Here is an 18,374-nt window from a genome sequence, read left to right as displayed (position 1 = left end):
GGATATTTCGGGCCAGAAGAAACAGGGAGATAGGACATGACCACCAAAGTGATCAAGAACGGCACGGTTTGCACAGCGGATCGCACCTGGAAGGCGGATGTGCTGATCGAGGGCGAGACGATCTCGAGGATCGGCGAAGATCTGAAGGGGGATGAGTATATCGATGCCGAAGGCGCCTATGTGATCCCGGGTGGCATCGATCCGCATACCCATCTGGAAATGCCCTTCATGGGGACGACGGCGGCCGAGACCTTCGAGACCGGCACCTGGGCTGCGGCCTGCGGGGGCACGACGATGCTGGTTGATTTCTGCCTGCCCGGTGCGGATGGCTCGATCAAGAATGCGATCACCGAATGGCACCGCAAGTCGGCGCCGCAGATCTGCAGCGATATCGGGTATCACATGGCGATCACCGGCTGGAACGAGCAGATCTTCGACGAGATGAAGGATGCCGTCGATATGGGGGTCAACTCGTTCAAGCATTTCATGGCCTACAAGGGGGCCTTGATGATCGAGGATGACGAAATGTTCGCCTCGTTCAAGCGCTGCAAGGAGCTGGGCGCGCTGCCGATGGTCCATGCCGAGAACGGCGATATCGTGGCCGATCTGCAGCAACAGATGCTGGAGCGTGGGATTACAGGCCCCGAGGGCCACGCCTATTCTCGCCCGCCCGAGGTGGAAGGCGAGGCCGCGAACCGCGCGATCATGATCGCCGATGCCGCTGGAGTGCCGCTCTATATCGTGCATGTCAGCTGCGAGCAGGCACATGAGGCGATCCGGCGGGCGCGCCAGAAGGGCATGCGCGTCTATGGCGAACCGCTGATCCAGTTCCTGACACTGGACGAAAGCGCGTATTTCAACACCGACTGGGACCACGCCGCGCGCCGCGTGATGAGCCCGCCCTTCCGTTCGAAAGAGCACCAGGACGGGCTGTGGGCCGGGCTTCAGGCCGGCAGCCTGCAGGTCGTTGCGACCGATCACGCCGCCTTCTCGAGCGCGCAAAAGCGCATGGGGGTGGGCGATTTCACCAAGATCCCCAATGGCTCGAACGGGGTGGAAGAAAGGATGGCCGTTCTGTGGACCCATGGGGTCGAGACCGGTCGCCTGACACCGAACGAATTCGTCGCCGCCACCTCGACCAACGTGGCGAAGATTCTCAACATCTATCCCAAGAAGGGCGCGCTGGTGGAAGGCGCGGATGCCGATATCGTGGTGTGGGATCCGAAAATCAGCAAGACGATCAGCGCCGCCAACCATCATTCGATCCTGGATTACAACGTCTTCGAGGGGTTCGAGGTCAGCGCGCAGGCCCGGTACACGATCAGCCGCGGCGAGGTGATCTGGGCCTGGGGTCAGAACAGCCAGCCACAGCCCGGGCGTGGCCGCTTCGTGCCGCGTCCCGCGTTCCCGTCGGCGCATCAGGCGCTGAGCCGCTGGAAAGAGTTGACGGCGCCCAAACAGATCAAGCGCGATCCGATGAATATTCCGGCAGGTATCTAGGAAAATCATGCCGCCTCTTGCCACTGGCGGAGGCGGCCCATTGACAACGACATGCCAGCACGGCGCAATACGACCGGTGCAATCGGGGGACTTGGATTGACAGACGAGACAGTGATCAGCGCAAAGGATCTGTCGCTGACCTTCCAGACCAATGATGGCCCGGTTCATGCGCTCAAGGACGTGACCCTGAATGTCAGGAAAGGGGATTTCGTCAGCTTCATCGGGCCGTCGGGCTGCGGCAAGACCACGTTTCTGCGCTGCATGGCGGATCTGGAGCACCCCACGGGCGGCACCATCACCGTCAACGGGGTGAGCCCGGAAGAGGCGCGCAAATCGCGGGCTTACGGGTATGTGTTCCAGGCGGCGGGCCTCTATCCCTGGCGAACGATCGGGGGCAATATCCGGATGCCTCTGGAAATCATGGGATATGCCAAGGCGGAACAGGATCAGCGCGTGACCCGCGTGCTCGAACTGGTCGATCTGGCCGGCTTCGAAAAGAAATTCCCGTGGCAGCTCTCGGGTGGCATGCAGCAACGGGCGTCCATCGCGCGCGCGCTCGCCTTCGATGCGGACATTTTGCTTATGGACGAACCTTTCGGCGCGCTGGATGAAATCGTGCGCGACCATCTGAATGAACAGCTTCTGAGCTTGTGGGACAGAACCGACAAGACGATCTGCTTTGTCACCCATTCGATCCCGGAGGCTGTCTATCTGAGCACGAAAATCGTTGTGATGAGTCCCCGCCCGGGCCGGATCACGGATGTCATCGAAAGCCCCCTGCCCCGTGAAAGGCCGCTGGATATCCGGGACACACCCGACTTCATCGAAATCGCCCATCGTGTTCGAGACGGGCTGCGCGCGGGGTATGGCGATGCGATTTGAGGCCCTCAATTCGCGAAATGCCCCCGCCCGTTTGATCGGGCGAGGGACTTTCACCGTTCACGGTCATCGGCTCTCCAGCCTGTACGGCGGGCATAGAACACCACACAATCCTTTCATCGTTCTTAAAATACTCATCTGCGACGCCCGAAATTCAGCGCGTGCCTCGAGTATTTTTGGAACGGTGAAACCAGGGACGGTATGATGCGGAATGCCGTGCCCATCCTGACCGTGGTTTGCACCCTGTTGGTGATCTGGTACGCGGCGGCGGTCTGGTTGAATGCACCTTGGGCCTACAACAAGGCCGAACGCGCAGGCATCGAACTGAACTTTACCGATCTGGTGAGCGACACCTGGAGCCAGGACAAGCCGAAACTGCCGGCGCCGCATCAGGTCGGCGCCGAGATTTGGAAGACGACAGGCGACATGGTGTTGAACGGGCGCGGTTTTTCCAAGCGCTCCCTTATCTATCACAGCTGGGTCACCTTCAGTGCGACCGCGCTCGGGTTTGTGCTGGGGACGGGTCTGGGCATCGCGCTGGCGATCGGTATCGTCTACAACCGGACGATGGATATGAGCGTGATGCCATGGGTGATCGCGTCGCAGACGATCCCGATTCTCGCCATCGCGCCGATGATCATCGTGGTGCTGAATGCGGTTGGCATCTCGGGTTTGCTGCCAAAGGCGATGATCTCGATGTATCTGAGCTTTTTCCCGGTGGTCGTCGGCATGGTCAAGGGATTGCGCAGCCCCGCGCCCATGCAGCTTGATCAGATGCGCACCTGGAGCGCCACGCCGGCGCAGACATTCTGGCGGCTGCGGCTGCCGTCGTCCATGCCGTATCTGTTCGCCTCGCTCAAGATCGGCATGGCAGCGAGCCTTGTGGGTGCGATCGTGGGCGAGTTGCCGACCGGTGCTGTGGCCGGCCTGGGTGCGCGACTGCTGGCCGGTAGCTATTACGGGCAGACCATCCAGATCTGGAGCGCGCTCATCATGGCCGCCACGCTCGCGGCGATCCTGGTGGGTTTGATCGGCGTTCTTCAGCGCATCATTCTCAAGCGGATGGGGATGGCGTGATGGGCTGGCTTGTTTTCGCGCTTGGCGTCTGGGCCGGGGGCTGGTGGCTCAACCATGTGCTGGCGCATAGGCCGAAGACCCGGCTCACCCGTCTGGCGGTTCCGGTCATCTTCGGCGTCACGATCCTCGTGATCTGGGAAGCGGTGGTGCATGGGCTGGAGATCTCACCCATACTTCTGCCCCCGCCAAGCCAGATCGCGGTCACCTTCGCCGCGAAAACCGACATCCTTTGGGAGGATTTCGTCCAGACCGTCATCAAGGGCGCGCTGACCGGATATGTCATCGGATGCGGCGCCGCCTTTCTCATCGCGGTGGCGATCGACCGCTTCCCGTTTCTGCAACGCGGCTTGCTGCCGGTGGGCAATTTCGTGGCGGCCCTGCCGATCATCGGTATGGCCCCGATTCTGGTCATGTGGTTCGGTTTCGACTGGCAATCCAAAGCCGCGGTCGTGGTGGTCATGGTGTTCTTCCCGATGCTGGTGAACACCGTGCAGGGTTTGCAGGACACCAACGCCATGCAGCGTGATCTGATGCGCACCTATGCGGCAGGTTACTGGATGACGCTTCTGAAACTGCGGTTGCCGGCCGCGATGCCGTTCATCTTCAACGGCCTCAAGATCGGATCGACCCTGGCGCTGATCGGGGCGATCGTGGCAGAGTTCTTCGGCTCGCCCATCAAGGGAATGGGCTTCCGCATCTCGACATCAGTCGGGCAACTGGCGCTGGATCTGGTCTGGGCAGAAATCGCGGTGGCAGCGATGGCCGGGTCGGCCTTCTATGGAGGGATCGCGCTGCTGGAGAAGGCGATGACCTTCTGGCATCCGTCCCAAAGAGGCAGGACATGACAATAACGAGAAACCGATTTCAACACGGGAGAAAAGACATGAAGACAGTTGCAACCACATTGGCCCTCGGGGCCGCAAGCCTTTGGGCGGGCATGGCGCAGGCCGCCGATGACCTGACCCTGCAGCTCAAATGGGTAACGCAGGCGCAATTCGCGGGCTATTACGTGGCGCAGGATCAGGGCTTCTACGAGGAAGAGAACCTGAACGTCACGATCAAGCCGGGCGGCCCAGACATCGCGCCAACGCAGGTGATCGCCGGAGGCGGCGCCGATGTGACCGTGGAATGGATGCCCGCGGCGCTCTCGGCACGCGAAAAGGGCCTTCCGCTGGTCAGTATCGCCCAGCCGTTCAAAAGCTCGGGCATGATGCTCACCTGCCTGAAAAGCACCGGCGTCACCGGGCCCGAGGATTTCCCGGGCCGGACCTTGGGCGTCTGGTTCTTCGGCAACGAGTTTCCCTTTCTCAGCTGGATGAGCCAGCTTGGCATTCCGACCGAAGGCGGCGATGACGGGGTGACGGTGCTCAAGCAGGGGTTCAATGTCGATCCGCTGCTTCAGGGGCAGGCCGATTGCATCTCGACCATGACCTATAACGAGTACTGGCAGGTCATCGACGCCGGCATCACACCGGAAGAACTGATCACGTTCAAATACGAGGATCAGGGCGTCGCCACCCTCGAGGACGGGCTCTATGTCATGGAAGACAAGCTGCAGGACCCTGCCGAGGTGGACAAGCTGGTGCGCTTCGTGCGCGCATCGATGAAGGGCTGGAAATGGGCCGAAGAGAACCCCGAAGAGGCCGCGATGATCGTGCTGGACAATGACGCGACCGGCGCCCAGACCGAAGAACACCAGATCCGAATGATGAAGGAAGTGGCCAATCTGACCGCCGGATCGAATGGCGCGCTTGACCCGGCGGATTTCGAACGCACGGTCCAGTCGCTGCTGTCGGGCGGATCGGCACCGGTGATCACCGAGCATCCCGGGGACGCCGCATGGACCCATTCGATCACCGACAAGGCTTTGAACTGAGACCCGCGTCTTTGAATTGCATGATCGGCCGGGGCGCAAGCGCGCCCCGGTTCAGCCTCGGGCCTCGGGCACGCTGACCGCAGAAAACCGGCCGCCACATTCTTGCCTCAATCGCCGGTCTTGCGACAAGCGGCAACGCACCCCCAAGATGTTGACGGCTTGATGCAAAAATCCCTTTGAAATAAGGACTTTTCAGGAGTCCGCGTCCATGCTACAGTTTTAGATAATATATAAAAGGCCAGTCGGATAACCGGCGGCGCGAGAGGCAGAAAAAGAGTAGTTCCATGAAACTTTGGAGCAGCCAGCGCACCCGCTGGAGTGTGATAGCATTTGCGACGATCTGGATGCTTGTGGTCGTACCCCTGAGTGCGATCGCCGCCCCCTATGCCGCGATGGTCATGGACGCGCGATCCGGCGAAGTCCTGCACGCGCACAATGCGGATACAAGGCTGCACCCCGCCTCCCTGACAAAGATGATGACGCTTTACGTTGTGTTCGAGGCCGTCGAAAACGGAGAGATCGGGCTGGATACGATGGTCACGATCTCGCAGCACGCGGCCAGCGAACCGCCGAGCAAGCTGGGGCTGCGGGCCGGCCAGAAGATCCGCCTGCGCCACCTGATCCGCGCGGCGGCGATCAAATCCGCGAATGACGCCGCCACCGCTCTTGCCGAGGCGATCGAGGGCTCTGAGGCCCGCTTCGCGCGCCGGATGAACCGCACTGCCAAGGCGATGGGGATGACCCGCACGACCTTCAAGAATGCCCATGGCCTGACGGAAAGCGGGCATCTGTCCACCGCTCGGGACATGACGATCCTCGGGCGGCACGTGTTCTACGACTATCCAGAGTATTACAACCTGTTCTCGCGGATCACTGCAGATGCAGGCGTGCGCAAGGTCTATCACACGAACAGGGCGCTGCTGAACAGCTACCGTGGTGCCGACGGCATCAAGACGGGCTATACCCGCGCGGCCGGCTTCAACCTCGTCGCAAGTGCCGAGCGCGGCGGCGAGCGCATCATCGCAACAGTGTTCGGCGGCAATTCCACCGCCTCTCGCAACGCCAAGGTCGCCGAGCTTCTGGACCTCGGCTTCCGCAAGGCGCCAAGCCGTGTGGCCCTCCACAAACCGCGCCGCCCTGCCTATGCGGGCCGGATGCAGGATAGTGCGCCAGACGGGGCCTTCGGCAAGACGGTGCGGCTGGCCACGGCCGCGGCAGTCAAGCGCAGCCTGCGCCCGCAGATGCGCCCATCGGTCGAACCGGCGCCGGTCGTCCTTGCCTCGAAGGAAGATATCGAACAGGCGATCATGGCGGCGCAAGAAACCCGCCTGCCCGTTGAAGAGCCGAAAATCGCCAAAGGATCAGCGACGCCCCCGCTCCCGAAGATCAACCCCGAGCCGCGACCCGCAGATCTGGTCCTGACCCGGACATCCGAGCCTGCCGCGGATCCCATTCAGGAGGTGGTAACCCGGGTGTCGACTTCGGGCGGGCGCAACTGGGGCATCAATATCGGGCGCTATCAAAGTCAGTATGAAGCGCAAAAGGTCCTTCTGCAGACGGCGCTCAACGAGATGAGCACGCTGGATGGCAGCCTGCGCAAAGTCGTGCGGCGCCCCACCGGATTCGACGCGAATTTCATGGGCCTCTCGCGCGAAACCGCGGATCTTGCCTGTCGCCGTCTCGCCGCAAAACAGGTCACCTGTTTCATGATCCAACCGGGCGGCGGCGCCTGAGGGCAGATGTCGCCGGGGGCTCTGCCCCCGACGTTGAAATCCTGAAGGATTTCACCGCCTCCCCCGGGATATTTCCGGCCAGAAGAAGCCGCGCCCCGCGCAGATCAAAGGGACGGATCAGGGTTTCTTCTGGCTATAAATATCCTGAAACATTCAACCTTTGACCCGAGGCATCAGCGAAGGGTGGACCGCGCGCCATGATCGGATGCCGTTCAGCTTTTCGCGAAACGCTTCAGGCCGAGGAGGCAAGGCCCCCTCACACCGCCCGACACAGCCAGCGTCATCAGGGTTTGGGATGATCGTCATATTCGTCGCTGAGGATGCGGCGCGCATCGCCTTCCGGATCGTCATACTGGTTGCTGCGCACCGTGTAGACGAAGAACACAAGTCCAAGCGCCCCCAGGAATAGCGAAATCGGAATGAGATAGGCGAGGATGGTCATAAGGTCACCTCAATCGCAGCGCGTTCAGCGACACGGTAATGGAACTCGCAGACATCGCCAAGGCCGCGATCAGCGGCGAGCAGAGCCCCGCCATGGCCAGGGGAACCGCAACGATGTTGTAGATCGTGGCGATGCGGAAGTTTTCCCTGATCCGGCGCGTAGCAGCACCGGCGGTCGCACAGGCCGAGGCGATCGGCGAAAGATCGCTCCCAAGCAGTACGATATCCGAGGCGACGCGCGCTGCATCGAGCGCGGAGGCCGGTGAGATCGAGACATGGGCGGCAGCGAGTGCCGCCGTATCATTAAGCCCGTCGCCCACCATGAGCACCTTGGCGCCGCGCGCGGACATCGCCTGAATGCGCGAGGATTTGTCAGCCGGCAAGGCCTCGGCCAGCCAATGGGTGATCCCCAGCCGCTCGGCCAGCGCCTCGACCGCCGGGGTGGTATCGCCAGACATGAGATACACGTCCTTGCCCGCATCCTTGAGAGATTGCACCGCTTCAGCCGCGCCTTCGCGCAAACGGTCTGTGAAGCTGAACGCCACCGGCGCGCCCTCGCCCCTGTCAAGGAAGGTAGCGGTTTCAGCGCGACCCTGAGCGCCGATCCAACTAGCACGGCCAAGCCGAACCTCGCGGCCCTCAAGGAGAGCGCGGGTGCCATAGCCGGGCACTTCGCTCAGGTCGCTCACCGGGGCCGGGGCGAAGCCTGCCTCGCGCGCGGCGCGCGTGATGGCTTGCGCCAGCGGGTGGGACGAGCCCTGCGCCAGCGCCAGAGCAAGCTCCGCATCGCGGCGCGGGATATCGGCGAGATTGGTCAATTCGGGCGTGCCTGCCGTCAGGGTGCCGGTCTTGTCGAACACCACGGTGTCGACCTGGGCCAGCCGCTCGAGCGCGGTCTCGTGCTTGATGAGCATCCCGCGCCGGAACAGCTTGCCCGAGGCGGCCGTGGTCACCGCCGGCACTGCAAGGCCAAGCGCGCAGGGGCAGGTGATGATCAGCACCGCCGCGGCGATATTGAGCGCCGTGCGCATGTCGAACGTGTAAAGATACCAGCCCACAAAGGCCAAGGCCGACAGGATATGCACCCCCGGCGCATAGAGTTTCGCAGCGCTGTCGGCCAGCGAGGTATAGCGCGAGCGCCCCGATTCCGCGATGGCCACCAGATCGGCCATCTGGTGCAGCGACGTGTCTTGTCCCACAGCCGAGGCGCGGATGGTCAGCGGGCCGGTCAGGTTCACCTCGCCCGCCGACACGGTCTGACCTTCGGCGGCGAAAACAGGCAGCGTCTCGCCAGTGAGCAATGAGCGGTCAAGTTCCGAGGTGCCGGAGACGATCTCGCCATCCACGGGCATCCGCCCGCCGGGACGCACAAGCAGAAGATCACCCACCGCAAGTTCGGCGACGTTCACGATCTCTTCGGTGCCGTCAGCCCGCAGGCGGGTGGCACGGGGCACTTCAAGCGCGGTCAATTCCTCGGCCGCGGAGCGGGCAATGGCACGGGTCCGGTGATCGAGATAGCGGCCCGCAAGCAGGAAGAATGTCAACGCGAGAGCCGCGTCGAAATAGGCGTGCTTGCCCGAGAGCGAGGTTTCCCAAAGCGAGGTGACCACCGCCAGCACGATCGCCAGCGTGATCGGCACATCCATATTGAGCTGCCGATTGCTGAGCGCGGCCCAGGCGTTGCGAAAGAACGGCTGGCCGGAAAAGGCGATGGTAGGCAGGGCGATAGCTGCCGAGATCCAGTGAAAGAGATCCCGGGTCGCATCTGCGGCACCGGACCAGACCGAGACCGACAGCAGCATCACGTTCATCGATGCAAAGCCCGCCATCGCCAGCCGCATCAGCAATTCGCGCCCGGCACGATCGTTCGCCGTCGCGTTGAGCGTGCCCGCATCCAGTTCATGCGCCTCGAAGCCAAGGGCCTCGACAAGGGTTTTCATCTCTTGCGCGGTCACATCGGGATCGGCCTCGATGCTGGCGCGTTTCAACGTCAGGTTCACCCGCGCCGATCTGACGCCGGGATGCGCGTTGAGCGTCTTTTCGATCTTGGTGATGCAAGCCGAGCAGTGGATCGTTGGCAGCGACAGCGCAATCTGCGCCCCGCCCTGCGCATGCGCGGCGATGGAGGCCAGCTTGTCTGCGGCAGGAGCGGCTGCACAGGCCGGGCAAGCCGAAGCGGTCGGGCGCATGGTGGCGGTCATCGTCGTCAATCCTTGATGAGTACGACCCGCTGCTGAAACTCGGTGCCGTCATCGGCCAGCGCGGTCATGCGAATGTTCCAGTTGCCATCACCAAGCGGCACCGACGCCACATAAGCCTGCCCGTCGAAGCGAAAATCGGGGGTCACATCCTCGGCCACATGCGTGGCGCGCCCAACCGTAGCGTCCAGCATCTCCGCTTCAACCGGCGTACCCGCGGCATCGGTGATCGACAGGGTCAGCGTCCCGTCCCTGTGATGCGCGCCGATGGTCCAGCCAAGCGCCTCCTGGGCGGCCTTGCGATCATCGAAGGTCTGGCTGGCGACATAGGAATTGCGCACTTCAAGACCCGGAAAGGTGTTCACTGCCGAATAGGCCAGTACCAGATTGACGCTGATGATGACGCCGAATGCGCCTCCAAAAATGGCAAACACATGCTTGCCGGTCAGTTTACGCTCCGCCATCAGTTGTCCCTTCCATTGAATACGGTGTCTTCATAGGCCCGGTCGCCTGTCGAAATATCCTCGACCCACAGGCGCACCTCGGTGCGTTCGTTTTGCGCCGGGGCCGAGCCCGGAGGCGCCACCAGATAGACCCGTTGCAGCATCGTGCTGTCGGCGGGCACCTTTACGGTGGCATAGGGCGTGCCTTCGAGCGCCAGACGGATCGCAGGATCGCCCTTGACCGACAGGTTGTAGGGGCGGTCCTCGCCGTGCCTGTTGCGCAGGCGCACCTCATAGACATTGCGGATCGAACCATCCGATAGAGTCACATAGGTCGGGTTGCGCACCGGCGCGACAGTCATGTCCACTTCTGGCCGGATGAACAGCGCAAAGACCAGCCCGACACCGACCAGTGCCCACAACACGGTATACAGGATCGTGCGAGGCCGCAGGATGTGCTTGATGATCGGCTTGGGCTTGCCCCCGGCGCGTTCGGATTGCTCGTCGGTCAGGGCCATGTAATCGATCAAACCGCGGGGCTTGCCGATCTTGGCCATGATGTCGTCGCAGGCGTCGATGCAAAGCGCGCAGGTGATGCATTCCAGCTGCTGGCCGTCGCGGATGTCGATGCCCACCGGGCAGACATTGACGCAGGCCATGCAATCAATGCAATCGCCCTGCTCTTCTCCAGCCTTCACCTCGTCAGAATTCTTGCGCGGCTCGCCCCGCCATTCGCGGTAGCCCACGGTCAGGGTGTCTTCGTCCATCATCGCGGCCTGAATACGTGGCCAGGGGCAGGCATAGATGCAGATCTGTTCGCGTGCGAACCCACCGAACACAAAGGTGGTGCCGGTCAGGATGGCGATGGTGGTATAGGCGATCGGATGCGCGTTCAGAGTGAACAGATCCACCAGCAGCGTGGGTGCATCGGTGAAATAGAACACCCAGGCGCCCCCGGTGGCCACCGCGATCAGAAGCCATGTGATCCATTTGGTCAGTCGCAGGCGGATCTTGCGAGCATCCAGCTTTTTCTGACGGTGTAGCCGCAAGCGGGCGTTGCGATCGCCCTCGATCCAGCGCTCCACAAGAATGAACAGATCGGTCCAGACGGTCTGCGGGCAGGCATAGCCGCACCACACCCGGCCAAGCGCCGAGGTGAACAGGAACAACCCCAGACCCGCCATCACCAGAAGCCCGGCGACGAAATAGAACTCATGCGGCCAAATCTCGATCCAGAAAAAGAAGAAACGCCGGTTCGCCAGATCCAGCAGAACGGCCTGATCCGGCAGGTTCGGTCCGCGATCCCAGCGAATCCAAGGCGTGACATAATAGATGCCAAGCGTGACGATCAGGATCGCCCATTTCAGGTTGCGGAACTTACCATAGACCTTCTTGGGAAAGACCGGTTCTCGTGCGGCATAAAGGCTGGGTGCGGCATCGGGTTGGGTATCGGACACGGAATCACTCCGGCATTCGTGTTCTTGTTCCCCTGTCTTGTCTCAGGTGACGGCCGCACCAGCCTTGACCTGTGTCAAATTCTGACTCTGAAAGTGATCAATTCGCCGATGCCGCAGCCTGCTTGCGCAGCCATCCGATAAAGGCCTTGGCCTTGCTGCGTGGCGCACCGGACCGCGTGACGATGTAATAAGCGGTGTCCTCGGGTTCTTCGAACAGCAATTTCAGGCGGCCCGCCGCCACGTCATCCTCGACCCATTGCCGCACGGTCAGCGAAACGCCCTGCCCCTGGCGCACCCCTTCCAGCAGCAGGTTGCCGGGCACCTGCGTCATGCCACCGATGCGGAACGAGGCAAGCCCCTTGCGACTCAGCCAATCGGTCGACTCGGACGTGCCGTATTCCTGCACCCAAGGCAGGTCGATCAGATCCTCGGGCCGCGTGATGCTGCGGCCCGCCACCAGCGACGGCGCGGCCACCACCACCAGCGGCGAGGAAAACAGCCGCTCGGCGTCGACCCCGGGCCAATGGCCCATGCCGTGCCGGATGGCGATATCGATGCCGCCGGGTTCGAGTGCGACACGTTCAGGGGTGGGATTGATCATCACATCCACGTCCGGATGCCGGTTGCGGAAATCCAGAAGCCGCGGCATCAGCCATTGCGCGGCAAAACCCGGGGTGGTCGAAATCTGCAGCGGCCGGTCGGCATCCGCGCCGGTCAGCGCCTCGACCGTGCGCGCAATGGCACCAAAGCCCGCGCGCAGCGCATCGGCCAGATCGCGCCCCGCAGGCGTCAGCGCCAAATGCCGACCGGACCGATCCACCAGCGCGACGCCCATATGCCCTTCGAGCGCCTTGACCTGCTGGCTGATCGCAGCATGGCTGACATTGATCGCAGCGCCAGCGGCACTGGCCGATCCGCTCTCGGCCAATGCGGAAAAGGCGCGCAAGGCGGTCAAAGACGGCATGGAACGCCAATCCATGATGTAACCTCAGCTTACAGGTAGCAATTTTTCCTGAGTCGCAGCGTGACAGGTTTATCCCCATATTCATAGGACAAATCACCCCAAGAAAGGGCACGCCATGCTGAACGTATTTGCAAAATCTTTCATGACAGCCACACGCAGCGTAACCACGGATCGCTGGGGGCCGCCAAGCCACTGGTCCCGCTCCGAACGCTTCGACAACCGCCGCCGCGCCGAAATCGAGGCTCATCTCGAAGCGCGCAGACGGGACTGAGCAGGTCCGGTCATGGTCTGATTGTGGGGGGGGCATCCCGAGGCTTGCCCGCGCAACGATCACGGTGACGAGCGTGACCTGATCGAGGCGAGCTTTGGCCCCTCATGGTCACGAAATTGGCACCGGCCTTCCTGGAAACGCGCGAACAGGACGGAAGGCCGGTGCCTGACCCCACGGGTGGCGAACCGCCCGCGGGTATCTCTTTGTCAGGGTCGCAGGATCATTCCCCGCCACCCAGTTGGTGGACATAAGTGGCCACGGCGCGGATCTCGGCCTCGTTCAACTCGGCGCCGCCCATCGCGGGCATGACACCGAAGCGCGAAAAGGTGACAGTATGCTGAAGGGTGTCGTAATCCCCGCCGTAAAGCCAGATCGCGTCCGACAGGTTGGGCGCGCCCTGATAGATGTCGCCCTCGCCGCCGTCACCATGACAGACCGCGCAATTGTCGAGATAGACCTGCTCTCCGGCGGCGACCATGGATGCGTCGCGCGGCTCATAGCTGGGCGACATCGACATCACGTAGTTGACCACCTGATCGATCTGCTCGGCCTCGAGGATCTCACCGAAGGCGGGCATCTGCGAATAGCGCGCGTCGGGGTCTTCCTCGTTCCGGATGCCATGCTTGATCGAATAATGGATATCCTCGATCGTGCCACCCCAAAGCCATGCGTCATCCTGCAGGTTGGGATATCCCTTGGCGCCCGCCGCGCCTGAACCGTGGCACTGGGCGCACCACGTCTTGAAGACGGACGAACCGGCCGAGCGCGCATAGGTGGCAAGCTCGGGGTCGTCGGCGATCGCGGTCAATTCCACCGACGCCAGCTGTGCGTTGATGCCGGCATTTGCGGCCTCCGCCTCGGCGATCTCCTGGGCGACATTCTCGCGCGTGGACCAGCCCATATAGCCCGAGGTCGCCCCCGAGATCATCGGCCATGCCGGATAGGCGATCGAGTACCAGATGGCCCAAACGATGGTTGCATAGAAGATCCACAGCCACCAGCGCGGCAGTGGGTTGTTGTACTCTTCGATGCCGTCCCACTCATGGCCGGTGGTTTCGACCTCGTGCTTCTTGTCGGATTTCTTAGCCATGTCTCTCACGCCTCCTTGGCGTCGGCCTCACCCTCGCGGGCGGGTTTGTCTTCGTGCCGGAAGGGGATGCCTGACGGATCTTCGTATGTTTCGGTCGCGCCAGGCCGAAAGACCCAAAGCACCACACCGATGAAGAAAACGAACAGGAACAGCAGCATCCAGCTGTCGGCGAATTCGCGGAGCAGGGAATAGGTTTCCATGATCTGTCCTCCTTATCGGCTGGCCACGGGCGTGAAGGTCGAGAAATCGACCAGCGTGCCAAGCATCTGCAGATAGGCGATCAGCGCATCCGCCTCGGAAATTCCGGCCTGACCGTCGAAATTGCGCACATTGACCTTCTCGCCATAGCGCTCGATCAGCCCGTCATAATCGCCGAACGGATCGATCTGCGCGCGGAAATCCGCAGCTGCGTTCTCGATCATCTCGTCGGTATAGGGCACACCGACAAGCGCATGGGTCTTGAGCAGGTCTGCCGTATATTCCGGCTCGATCAGGCGGTTTTCGAGGTAGCCGTATTTCGGCATGACCGATTCCGGCACCACGGATTGCGGATCGCGCAGGTGGTCCACGTGCCAGTCATCCGAGTAGCGGCCACCGACACGGGCCAGATCCGGCCCGGTCCGCTTGGACCCCCACTGGAACGGATGGTCATACTGCGACTCCGCCGCCAGGCTGTAATGGCCATAGCGTTCCACCTCGTCGCGCATGGGCCGGATCATCTGGCTGTGGCAGACATAGCAGCCTTCGCGGATATAGATATCCCGGCCTGTCAGCTCCAGCGGGGTGTAGGGGCGCATGCCCTCTACATCCTCGATGGTGTTTTCCAGCCAGAACAGCGGTGCGATCTGCACGATGCCGCCGATGGTGACCACCAGGAAGGCAAAGATCGCAAGAAGAGTGACGTTCTTCTCAAGGATCTTGTGTTTGTCGAGAATTGCCATTGGTCGGTCCCTTTCTTATTCGGCCGGGACAACGGAGTTGCGGGCGTCTACTGCCGGGCTCCGTTTGACGGTCATGAAGAGGTTGTAGCACATGATGATTGCGCCAGTGATGTAGAGCACCCCGCCCAGACCGCGCACGATATACATGGGCAGCTTGGCATCCACGGTGTCGGCGAACGAGTTCACGAGGAAACCGTTGGCATCGACTTCGCGCCACATCAGGCCCTCCATGATGCCGGTCACCCACATGGACGCCGCGTAGAGGATGATACCGATCGTGGCGAGCCAGAAGTGCCAGCTGACCATCGACAGCGAATAGAGCCGCTCGCGGTTCCACAAACGCGGCACAAGGAAGTAAAGCGCGCCGAAGGTGATCATGCCGTTCCAGCCAAGTGCGCCGGAATGCACATGCCCGATCGTCCAGTCGGTGTAATGCGACAGCGAGTTGACCGCTCGGATCGACATCATCGGGCCTTCGAAGGTCGACATGCCGTAAAAGCCGATGGAGATCACCATCATCCGGATGATCGGATCGGTGCGCAGCTTGTCCCATGCGCCCGAAAGCGTCATCAGGCCGTTGATCATCCCACCCCAGGACGGCATCCACAGAACGATCGAGAACACCATGCCAAGCGTCGACGCCCAGTCAGGCAGCGCGGTGTAGTGCAGATGGTGCGGACCAGCCCAGATATAGATGAAGATCAGCGCCCAGAAGTGGATGATCGACAGCTTGTAGCTATAGACAGGGCGCTCGGCCTGTTTCGGAACGAAATAGTACATCATCCCCAGAAAGCCCGCCGTCAGGAAGAAGCCCACGGCGTTATGGCCGTACCACCACTGGGTCATCGCATCCTGCACGCCCGAGAAGACCTGCACTGATTTCGAGCCGAACACCGAGACCGGGATCGACAGGTTGTTGACCACATGCAGCATCGCCACGGTGATGATGAAGCTCAGGTAGAACCAGTTGGCCACGTAGATATGCGGCTCCTTGCGGCGCACGATCGTGCCCAGGAACACCGCCAGATAGGCCAGCCACACGATGGTCAGCCACCAGTCCACATACCATTCAGGCTCGGCATATTCCTTGGACTGCGTGGCACCCAGAATATATCCGGTCGCCGCCAGCACGATGACCAGCTGATACCCCCAGAAGACGAACCATGCGAGGTTCCCACCCCAGAGCCGCGCCGCCGATGTCCGCTGCACCACATAGAACGAGGTGGCGATCAGGGCGTTGCCCCCGAAGGCGAAGATCACGGCGCTGGTATGCAAAGGACGCAGACGACCGAAATTCATGTAGCCCTGCGCCCATTCAAAATTCAGCTGCGGGAACGCAAGCTGGAATGCGATGAACGTGCCGGCCAGGAACCCGACGACACCCCACAGGGCGGTCGCCACCACGCCGGCGCGCACGACGCCATCCATGTATTCACCGGACAGGTCGACCTTGGTCACCGGCTCTTCCGTCTGGCGCAGCGTCCACAGGAAGAGGCCAGCAGCCACAAGCGCCACGGTCAGCGCATTGACCAGATAGGCCAGATCGCGCGCGTAATTGGCGGCGATCAGCGCAAGCAGCGTGATCACCCCCAGCACGATCAGTTTGAAATAGTTCGTCATTTTGCGTCCCTTCGTCTCTTTCCACGCGATTCGAACACATCGCGCAGGCGCGTTTAGACTGGTCCGTTAATGAAGCTCACAGCCCCGGGCCGCCTTGATCTGCATCAAAGCTAAGCAGCTGATTTGTTGACGCGTATCAAGGCAGACAGGGCCACGACGTGATTTGCGTAAAGACAGAGATTTCAAGGAAGGAACACGAGATGTCCTATAATTGCTTGTTCAGCGTAGTTACCGCCGAAGACCTGGTCGATGATGTCATGGCCCATGCCATGGCAATGGCCAGCGCCCATGACGCACATCTGGATGTGCTGTGCCTTGGCGTGGATCGCAGCCAGACCGGATATTACTATGCGGGGGCCAGCGCGGTGATCCTGCAAGAGACCATCGCCCGCGCCCATACCGAATCCGAAGCAGTCGAGAAACGCGTCATCAAGGCGCTCGACGGGTCGGGCATCCGTTGGGCGACCGAAACCGGCGTGGCGCAGCTTGCCGATCTGGGGCGGCATGTGTCGGCACGGGCGCGATTCTCGGATCTGGTGATCCTGCCCCGGCCCTATGGCGAAGGACGCGGCATCGAGCTCGAACCGGTCACCGAATCCGCACTCTTCGAGGGACACACGCCGGCGCTGATCGTGCCGCCGGGGATCGCACCGGTTCCGTCGCCCAAGCGCGTCATGATCGGCTGGAACGAAGGCGCCGAGGCGCTCAGCGCCGTGCGCGCGGCCATGCCGCTGCTGGTTCAGGCCGACACCGTGCATGTGGTGGTGATCGATCCACCCAGTCACGGGCCGAACCGCTCGGATCCGGGCGGGCTCTTGTCGCAGTATCTGGCGCGCCACGATGTGAAGGTGGAAATCGACGTGCTGACCAAAACGCTGCCCCGCATATCGGACGTGATGCTGCGCCATGCCGCCGATATCAACGCCGACATGGTGGTGATGGGCGCCTATGGCCATTCACGCTTCCGCGAAGCGGTGTTCGGCGGCGCCACACGCTACATGCTGGAACAGGCCGGAATGCCGGTCTTCATGTCGCACTGACCCATCGCACGACACCCACATCGCAAACCAATGGCGCGCCCCGATCGGGCGCGCCTTTTACTGTGACAAACTGTGCAAAAGCTGCGCTGCGGCCTCAGGCCAGCATACCGCCGTCGCTGTCGTCGCCCGCCTCGTCCAGCAGCCGGTTGAAATCCGGCACAGTCACATGGCGCTTGCCTTCCAGCACGATGACACCGTCGCGCTTAAGCGCCGAGATCTGCCGGCTCACCGTCTCCAGCGTCAGACCCAGATAATCTGCCATCGCCTCGCGGGTCAGCGGCAGATCGAACACCATCGGCCCAGTCCGGCCCACCGTGTTGAGCGCGGCATCCCGGCGCGCGATGATCGACAGCAAGCTCGCGATCTTCTCGCGCGCGGTCTTGCGCCCCAAAACAAGCATCCATTCGCGGGCGGCATCCAGCTCATCGAGCGTCATCTCCAGCAGTCGCTGCGCGATATGCGGGGTGCGGCTCAGCATATCCTCGAACGGCTGCTTGCGGAAACAGCACATCACCAGATCGGTTGTGGCCACCACGTCATACGCCGCCGTGACACGCCCCGGGCGCCCCACGAAGTCACTCGGCAGCAACAGCCCGACCATCTGGGTCCGGCCATCTTCCATCGCCTGTGTCAGCGTGGCGATACCCGACACGACCGATCCGACGAAATCCATCTTGTCCCCGGCCCAGATCACGGTCTGACCCGCCTCGAAGTTCCTGTAATATTTTATCTGATCCAGGCGCTCCAGCTCATCGGCTTCGCAGCGTGCGCAAACGGCACGATGCCGGATCGGGCAATCACCGCATTCGCGCGGCATGGCCTTTGTATCTTCGTTGAGCATGGC

The 18,374-nt window shown here is 62.0% G+C and carries 18 protein-coding genes; 8 read left to right on the top strand and 10 right to left on the bottom strand.

All coding sequences use genetic code 11. From position 1 onward, the window contains the following. Window positions 1–36 precede the first annotated feature (36 nt). The 6 genes from hydA to RAZWK3B_RS19335 all read left to right on the top strand — a co-directional run bounded on the left by hydA (window position 37) and on the right by RAZWK3B_RS19335 (window position 7,065). Window positions 37–1,500, top strand: coding sequence for a dihydropyrimidinase (gene hydA, locus RAZWK3B_RS19360; protein WP_007818201.1), 1,464 nt, complete (start codon window positions 37–39; stop codon window positions 1,498–1,500). A 51-nt stretch (window positions 1,501–1,551) separates the two neighbouring features. Further along, a complete protein-coding gene (locus RAZWK3B_RS19355; RefSeq protein ID WP_007818200.1) occupies window positions 1,552–2,382 on the top strand; it encodes an ABC transporter ATP-binding protein in 831 nt (276 codons plus the stop codon). 198 nt (window positions 2,383–2,580) lie between these two features. Next, window positions 2,581–3,456, top strand: a complete 876-nt coding sequence (locus RAZWK3B_RS19350; protein ID WP_007818198.1) for an ABC transporter permease — start codon at window positions 2,581–2,583, stop codon at window positions 3,454–3,456. Further along, window positions 3,456–4,301, top strand: coding sequence for an ABC transporter permease (locus tag RAZWK3B_RS19345; protein ID WP_007818196.1), 846 nt, complete (start codon window positions 3,456–3,458; stop codon window positions 4,299–4,301). Before RAZWK3B_RS19350 ends, RAZWK3B_RS19345 begins: the two co-directional genes overlap by 1 nt. Window positions 4,302–4,339: 38 nt before the next feature. Next, on the top strand, window positions 4,340–5,332 hold the full coding sequence (locus RAZWK3B_RS19340) for an ABC transporter substrate-binding protein (RefSeq protein ID WP_007818194.1): 993 nt from the start codon (window positions 4,340–4,342) through the stop codon (window positions 5,330–5,332). Between the two features lie 284 nt (window positions 5,333–5,616). Further along, window positions 5,617–7,065 (top strand): D-alanyl-D-alanine carboxypeptidase family protein, encoded by a 1,449-nt coding sequence (locus tag RAZWK3B_RS19335; RefSeq protein WP_007818193.1) that lies wholly within the window; start codon window positions 5,617–5,619, stop codon window positions 7,063–7,065. 283 nt (window positions 7,066–7,348) lie between these two features. Here RAZWK3B_RS19335 and ccoS read toward each other — a convergent pair whose 3' ends face one another. The 5 genes from ccoS to RAZWK3B_RS19310 all read right to left on the bottom strand — a co-directional run bounded on the left by ccoS (window position 7,349) and on the right by RAZWK3B_RS19310 (window position 12,583). Next, window positions 7,349–7,507 (bottom strand): cbb3-type cytochrome oxidase assembly protein CcoS, encoded by a 159-nt coding sequence (gene ccoS / locus RAZWK3B_RS19330; protein ID WP_007818190.1) that lies wholly within the window; start codon window positions 7,505–7,507, stop codon window positions 7,349–7,351. Window positions 7,508–7,511: 4 nt separating this feature from the next. Then, entirely contained in the window at window positions 7,512–9,707 is a 2,196-nt protein-coding gene (locus tag RAZWK3B_RS19325) for a heavy metal translocating P-type ATPase (protein WP_007818188.1), read from the bottom strand. 5 nt (window positions 9,708–9,712) lie between these two features. Continuing rightward, window positions 9,713–10,168 (bottom strand): FixH family protein, encoded by a 456-nt coding sequence (locus RAZWK3B_RS19320; protein WP_007818187.1) that lies wholly within the window; start codon window positions 10,166–10,168, stop codon window positions 9,713–9,715. Then, window positions 10,168–11,604, bottom strand: coding sequence for a cytochrome c oxidase accessory protein CcoG (gene ccoG, locus RAZWK3B_RS19315; protein ID WP_007818185.1), 1,437 nt, complete (start codon window positions 11,602–11,604; stop codon window positions 10,168–10,170). Before ccoG ends, RAZWK3B_RS19320 begins: the two co-directional genes overlap by 1 nt. Window positions 11,605–11,701: 97 nt before the next feature. Beyond that, window positions 11,702–12,583: a LysR family transcriptional regulator gene (locus RAZWK3B_RS19310; protein WP_007818183.1), complete on the bottom strand. Its 882-nt coding sequence runs from the start codon at window positions 12,581–12,583 to the stop codon at window positions 11,702–11,704. A gap of 127 nt (window positions 12,584–12,710) precedes the next feature. Between RAZWK3B_RS19310 and RAZWK3B_RS21895 the strand changes: the two genes are divergently transcribed. After that, the gene (locus tag RAZWK3B_RS21895; protein ID WP_286131820.1) at window positions 12,711–12,839 is read left to right on the top strand and encodes a hypothetical protein; all 129 of its coding nucleotides are present in this window, start codon (window positions 12,711–12,713) and stop codon (window positions 12,837–12,839) included. A 220-nt stretch (window positions 12,840–13,059) separates the two neighbouring features. Here RAZWK3B_RS21895 and ccoP read toward each other — a convergent pair whose 3' ends face one another. The 4 genes from ccoP to ccoN are packed head-to-tail and all read right to left on the bottom strand — an operon-like array spanning window position 13,060 to window position 16,490. After that, window positions 13,060–13,929 carry a cytochrome-c oxidase, cbb3-type subunit III gene (gene ccoP / locus RAZWK3B_RS19305; protein WP_007818181.1) on the bottom strand — a complete coding sequence of 290 codons (870 nt, stop codon included), beginning with the start codon at window positions 13,927–13,929 and terminating at the stop codon, window positions 13,060–13,062. A gap of 5 nt (window positions 13,930–13,934) precedes the next feature. Then, a complete protein-coding gene (locus RAZWK3B_RS19300) occupies window positions 13,935–14,129 on the bottom strand; it encodes a CcoQ/FixQ family Cbb3-type cytochrome c oxidase assembly chaperone (protein WP_007818179.1) in 195 nt (64 codons plus the stop codon). A gap of 12 nt (window positions 14,130–14,141) precedes the next feature. Continuing rightward, window positions 14,142–14,870, bottom strand: coding sequence for a cytochrome-c oxidase, cbb3-type subunit II (gene ccoO / locus RAZWK3B_RS19295; protein WP_007818177.1), 729 nt, complete (start codon window positions 14,868–14,870; stop codon window positions 14,142–14,144). Window positions 14,871–14,885: 15 nt separating this feature from the next. Continuing rightward, window positions 14,886–16,490, bottom strand: coding sequence for a cytochrome-c oxidase, cbb3-type subunit I (ccoN, locus tag RAZWK3B_RS19290; RefSeq protein WP_007818175.1), 1,605 nt, complete (start codon window positions 16,488–16,490; stop codon window positions 14,886–14,888). Window positions 16,491–16,690: 200 nt separating this feature from the next. Here ccoN and RAZWK3B_RS19285 point away from each other — a divergent pair, with 200 nt between their 5' ends. Next, on the top strand, window positions 16,691–17,530 hold the full coding sequence (locus tag RAZWK3B_RS19285) for a universal stress protein (protein ID WP_007818173.1): 840 nt from the start codon (window positions 16,691–16,693) through the stop codon (window positions 17,528–17,530). Window positions 17,531–17,624: 94 nt separating this feature from the next. Here RAZWK3B_RS19285 and fnrL read toward each other — a convergent pair whose 3' ends face one another. Further along, complete coding sequence (gene fnrL, locus RAZWK3B_RS19280) at window positions 17,625–18,371, bottom strand: transcriptional regulator FnrL (RefSeq protein WP_007818170.1); 747 nt, start codon at window positions 18,369–18,371, stop codon at window positions 17,625–17,627. Between the last annotated feature and the right edge of the window lie 3 nt (window positions 18,372–18,374).

The sequence above is a fragment of the Roseobacter sp. AzwK-3b genome (genome assembly GCF_000170875.1).
GTDB classification, from domain to species: Bacteria; Pseudomonadota; Alphaproteobacteria; order Rhodobacterales; family Rhodobacteraceae; genus Roseovarius; species Roseovarius litoreus.
Note: the sequence above shows the minus strand (reverse complement) of the source record. Positions and strands in the feature narration are given on the sequence as shown.

What these genes read in the sequence shown, in the direction of transcription:
- RAZWK3B_RS19335 (WP_007818193.1), top strand. Translation starts at nt 5,617, where the DNA reads ATGAAACTTTGGAGCAGCCAGCGCACCCGCTGGAGTGTGATAGCATTT.
- RAZWK3B_RS19355 (WP_007818200.1), top strand. Translation starts at nt 1,552, where the DNA reads ATGCCAGCACGGCGCAATACGACCGGTGCAATCGGGGGACTTGGATTG.
- RAZWK3B_RS19345 (WP_007818196.1), top strand. Translation starts at nt 3,456, where the DNA reads ATGGGCTGGCTTGTTTTCGCGCTTGGCGTCTGGGCCGGGGGCTGGTGG.
- ccoN (WP_007818175.1), bottom strand. Translation starts at nt 16,490, where the DNA reads ATGACGAACTATTTCAAACTGATCGTGCTGGGGGTGATCACGCTGCTT.
- RAZWK3B_RS19300 (WP_007818179.1), bottom strand. Translation starts at nt 14,129, where the DNA reads ATGGAAACCTATTCCCTGCTCCGCGAATTCGCCGACAGCTGGATGCTG.
- RAZWK3B_RS19350 (WP_007818198.1), top strand. Translation starts at nt 2,581, where the DNA reads ATGATGCGGAATGCCGTGCCCATCCTGACCGTGGTTTGCACCCTGTTG.
- hydA (WP_007818201.1), top strand. Translation starts at nt 37, where the DNA reads ATGACCACCAAAGTGATCAAGAACGGCACGGTTTGCACAGCGGATCGC.
- RAZWK3B_RS19285 (WP_007818173.1), top strand. Translation starts at nt 16,691, where the DNA reads ATGTCCTATAATTGCTTGTTCAGCGTAGTTACCGCCGAAGACCTGGTC.
- RAZWK3B_RS19325 (WP_007818188.1), bottom strand. Translation starts at nt 9,707, where the DNA reads ATGACCGCCACCATGCGCCCGACCGCTTCGGCTTGCCCGGCCTGTGCA.
- RAZWK3B_RS21895 (WP_286131820.1), top strand. Translation starts at nt 12,711, where the DNA reads ATGACAGCCACACGCAGCGTAACCACGGATCGCTGGGGGCCGCCAAGC.
- ccoS (WP_007818190.1), bottom strand. Translation starts at nt 7,507, where the DNA reads ATGACCATCCTCGCCTATCTCATTCCGATTTCGCTATTCCTGGGGGCG.
- RAZWK3B_RS19340 (WP_007818194.1), top strand. Translation starts at nt 4,340, where the DNA reads ATGAAGACAGTTGCAACCACATTGGCCCTCGGGGCCGCAAGCCTTTGG.
- fnrL (WP_007818170.1), bottom strand. Translation starts at nt 18,371, where the DNA reads ATGCTCAACGAAGATACAAAGGCCATGCCGCGCGAATGCGGTGATTGC.
- RAZWK3B_RS19310 (WP_007818183.1), bottom strand. Translation starts at nt 12,583, where the DNA reads ATGGATTGGCGTTCCATGCCGTCTTTGACCGCCTTGCGCGCCTTTTCC.
- ccoP (WP_007818181.1), bottom strand. Translation starts at nt 13,929, where the DNA reads ATGGCTAAGAAATCCGACAAGAAGCACGAGGTCGAAACCACCGGCCAT.
- ccoO (WP_007818177.1), bottom strand. Translation starts at nt 14,870, where the DNA reads ATGGCAATTCTCGACAAACACAAGATCCTTGAGAAGAACGTCACTCTT.
- RAZWK3B_RS19320 (WP_007818187.1), bottom strand. Translation starts at nt 10,168, where the DNA reads ATGGCGGAGCGTAAACTGACCGGCAAGCATGTGTTTGCCATTTTTGGA.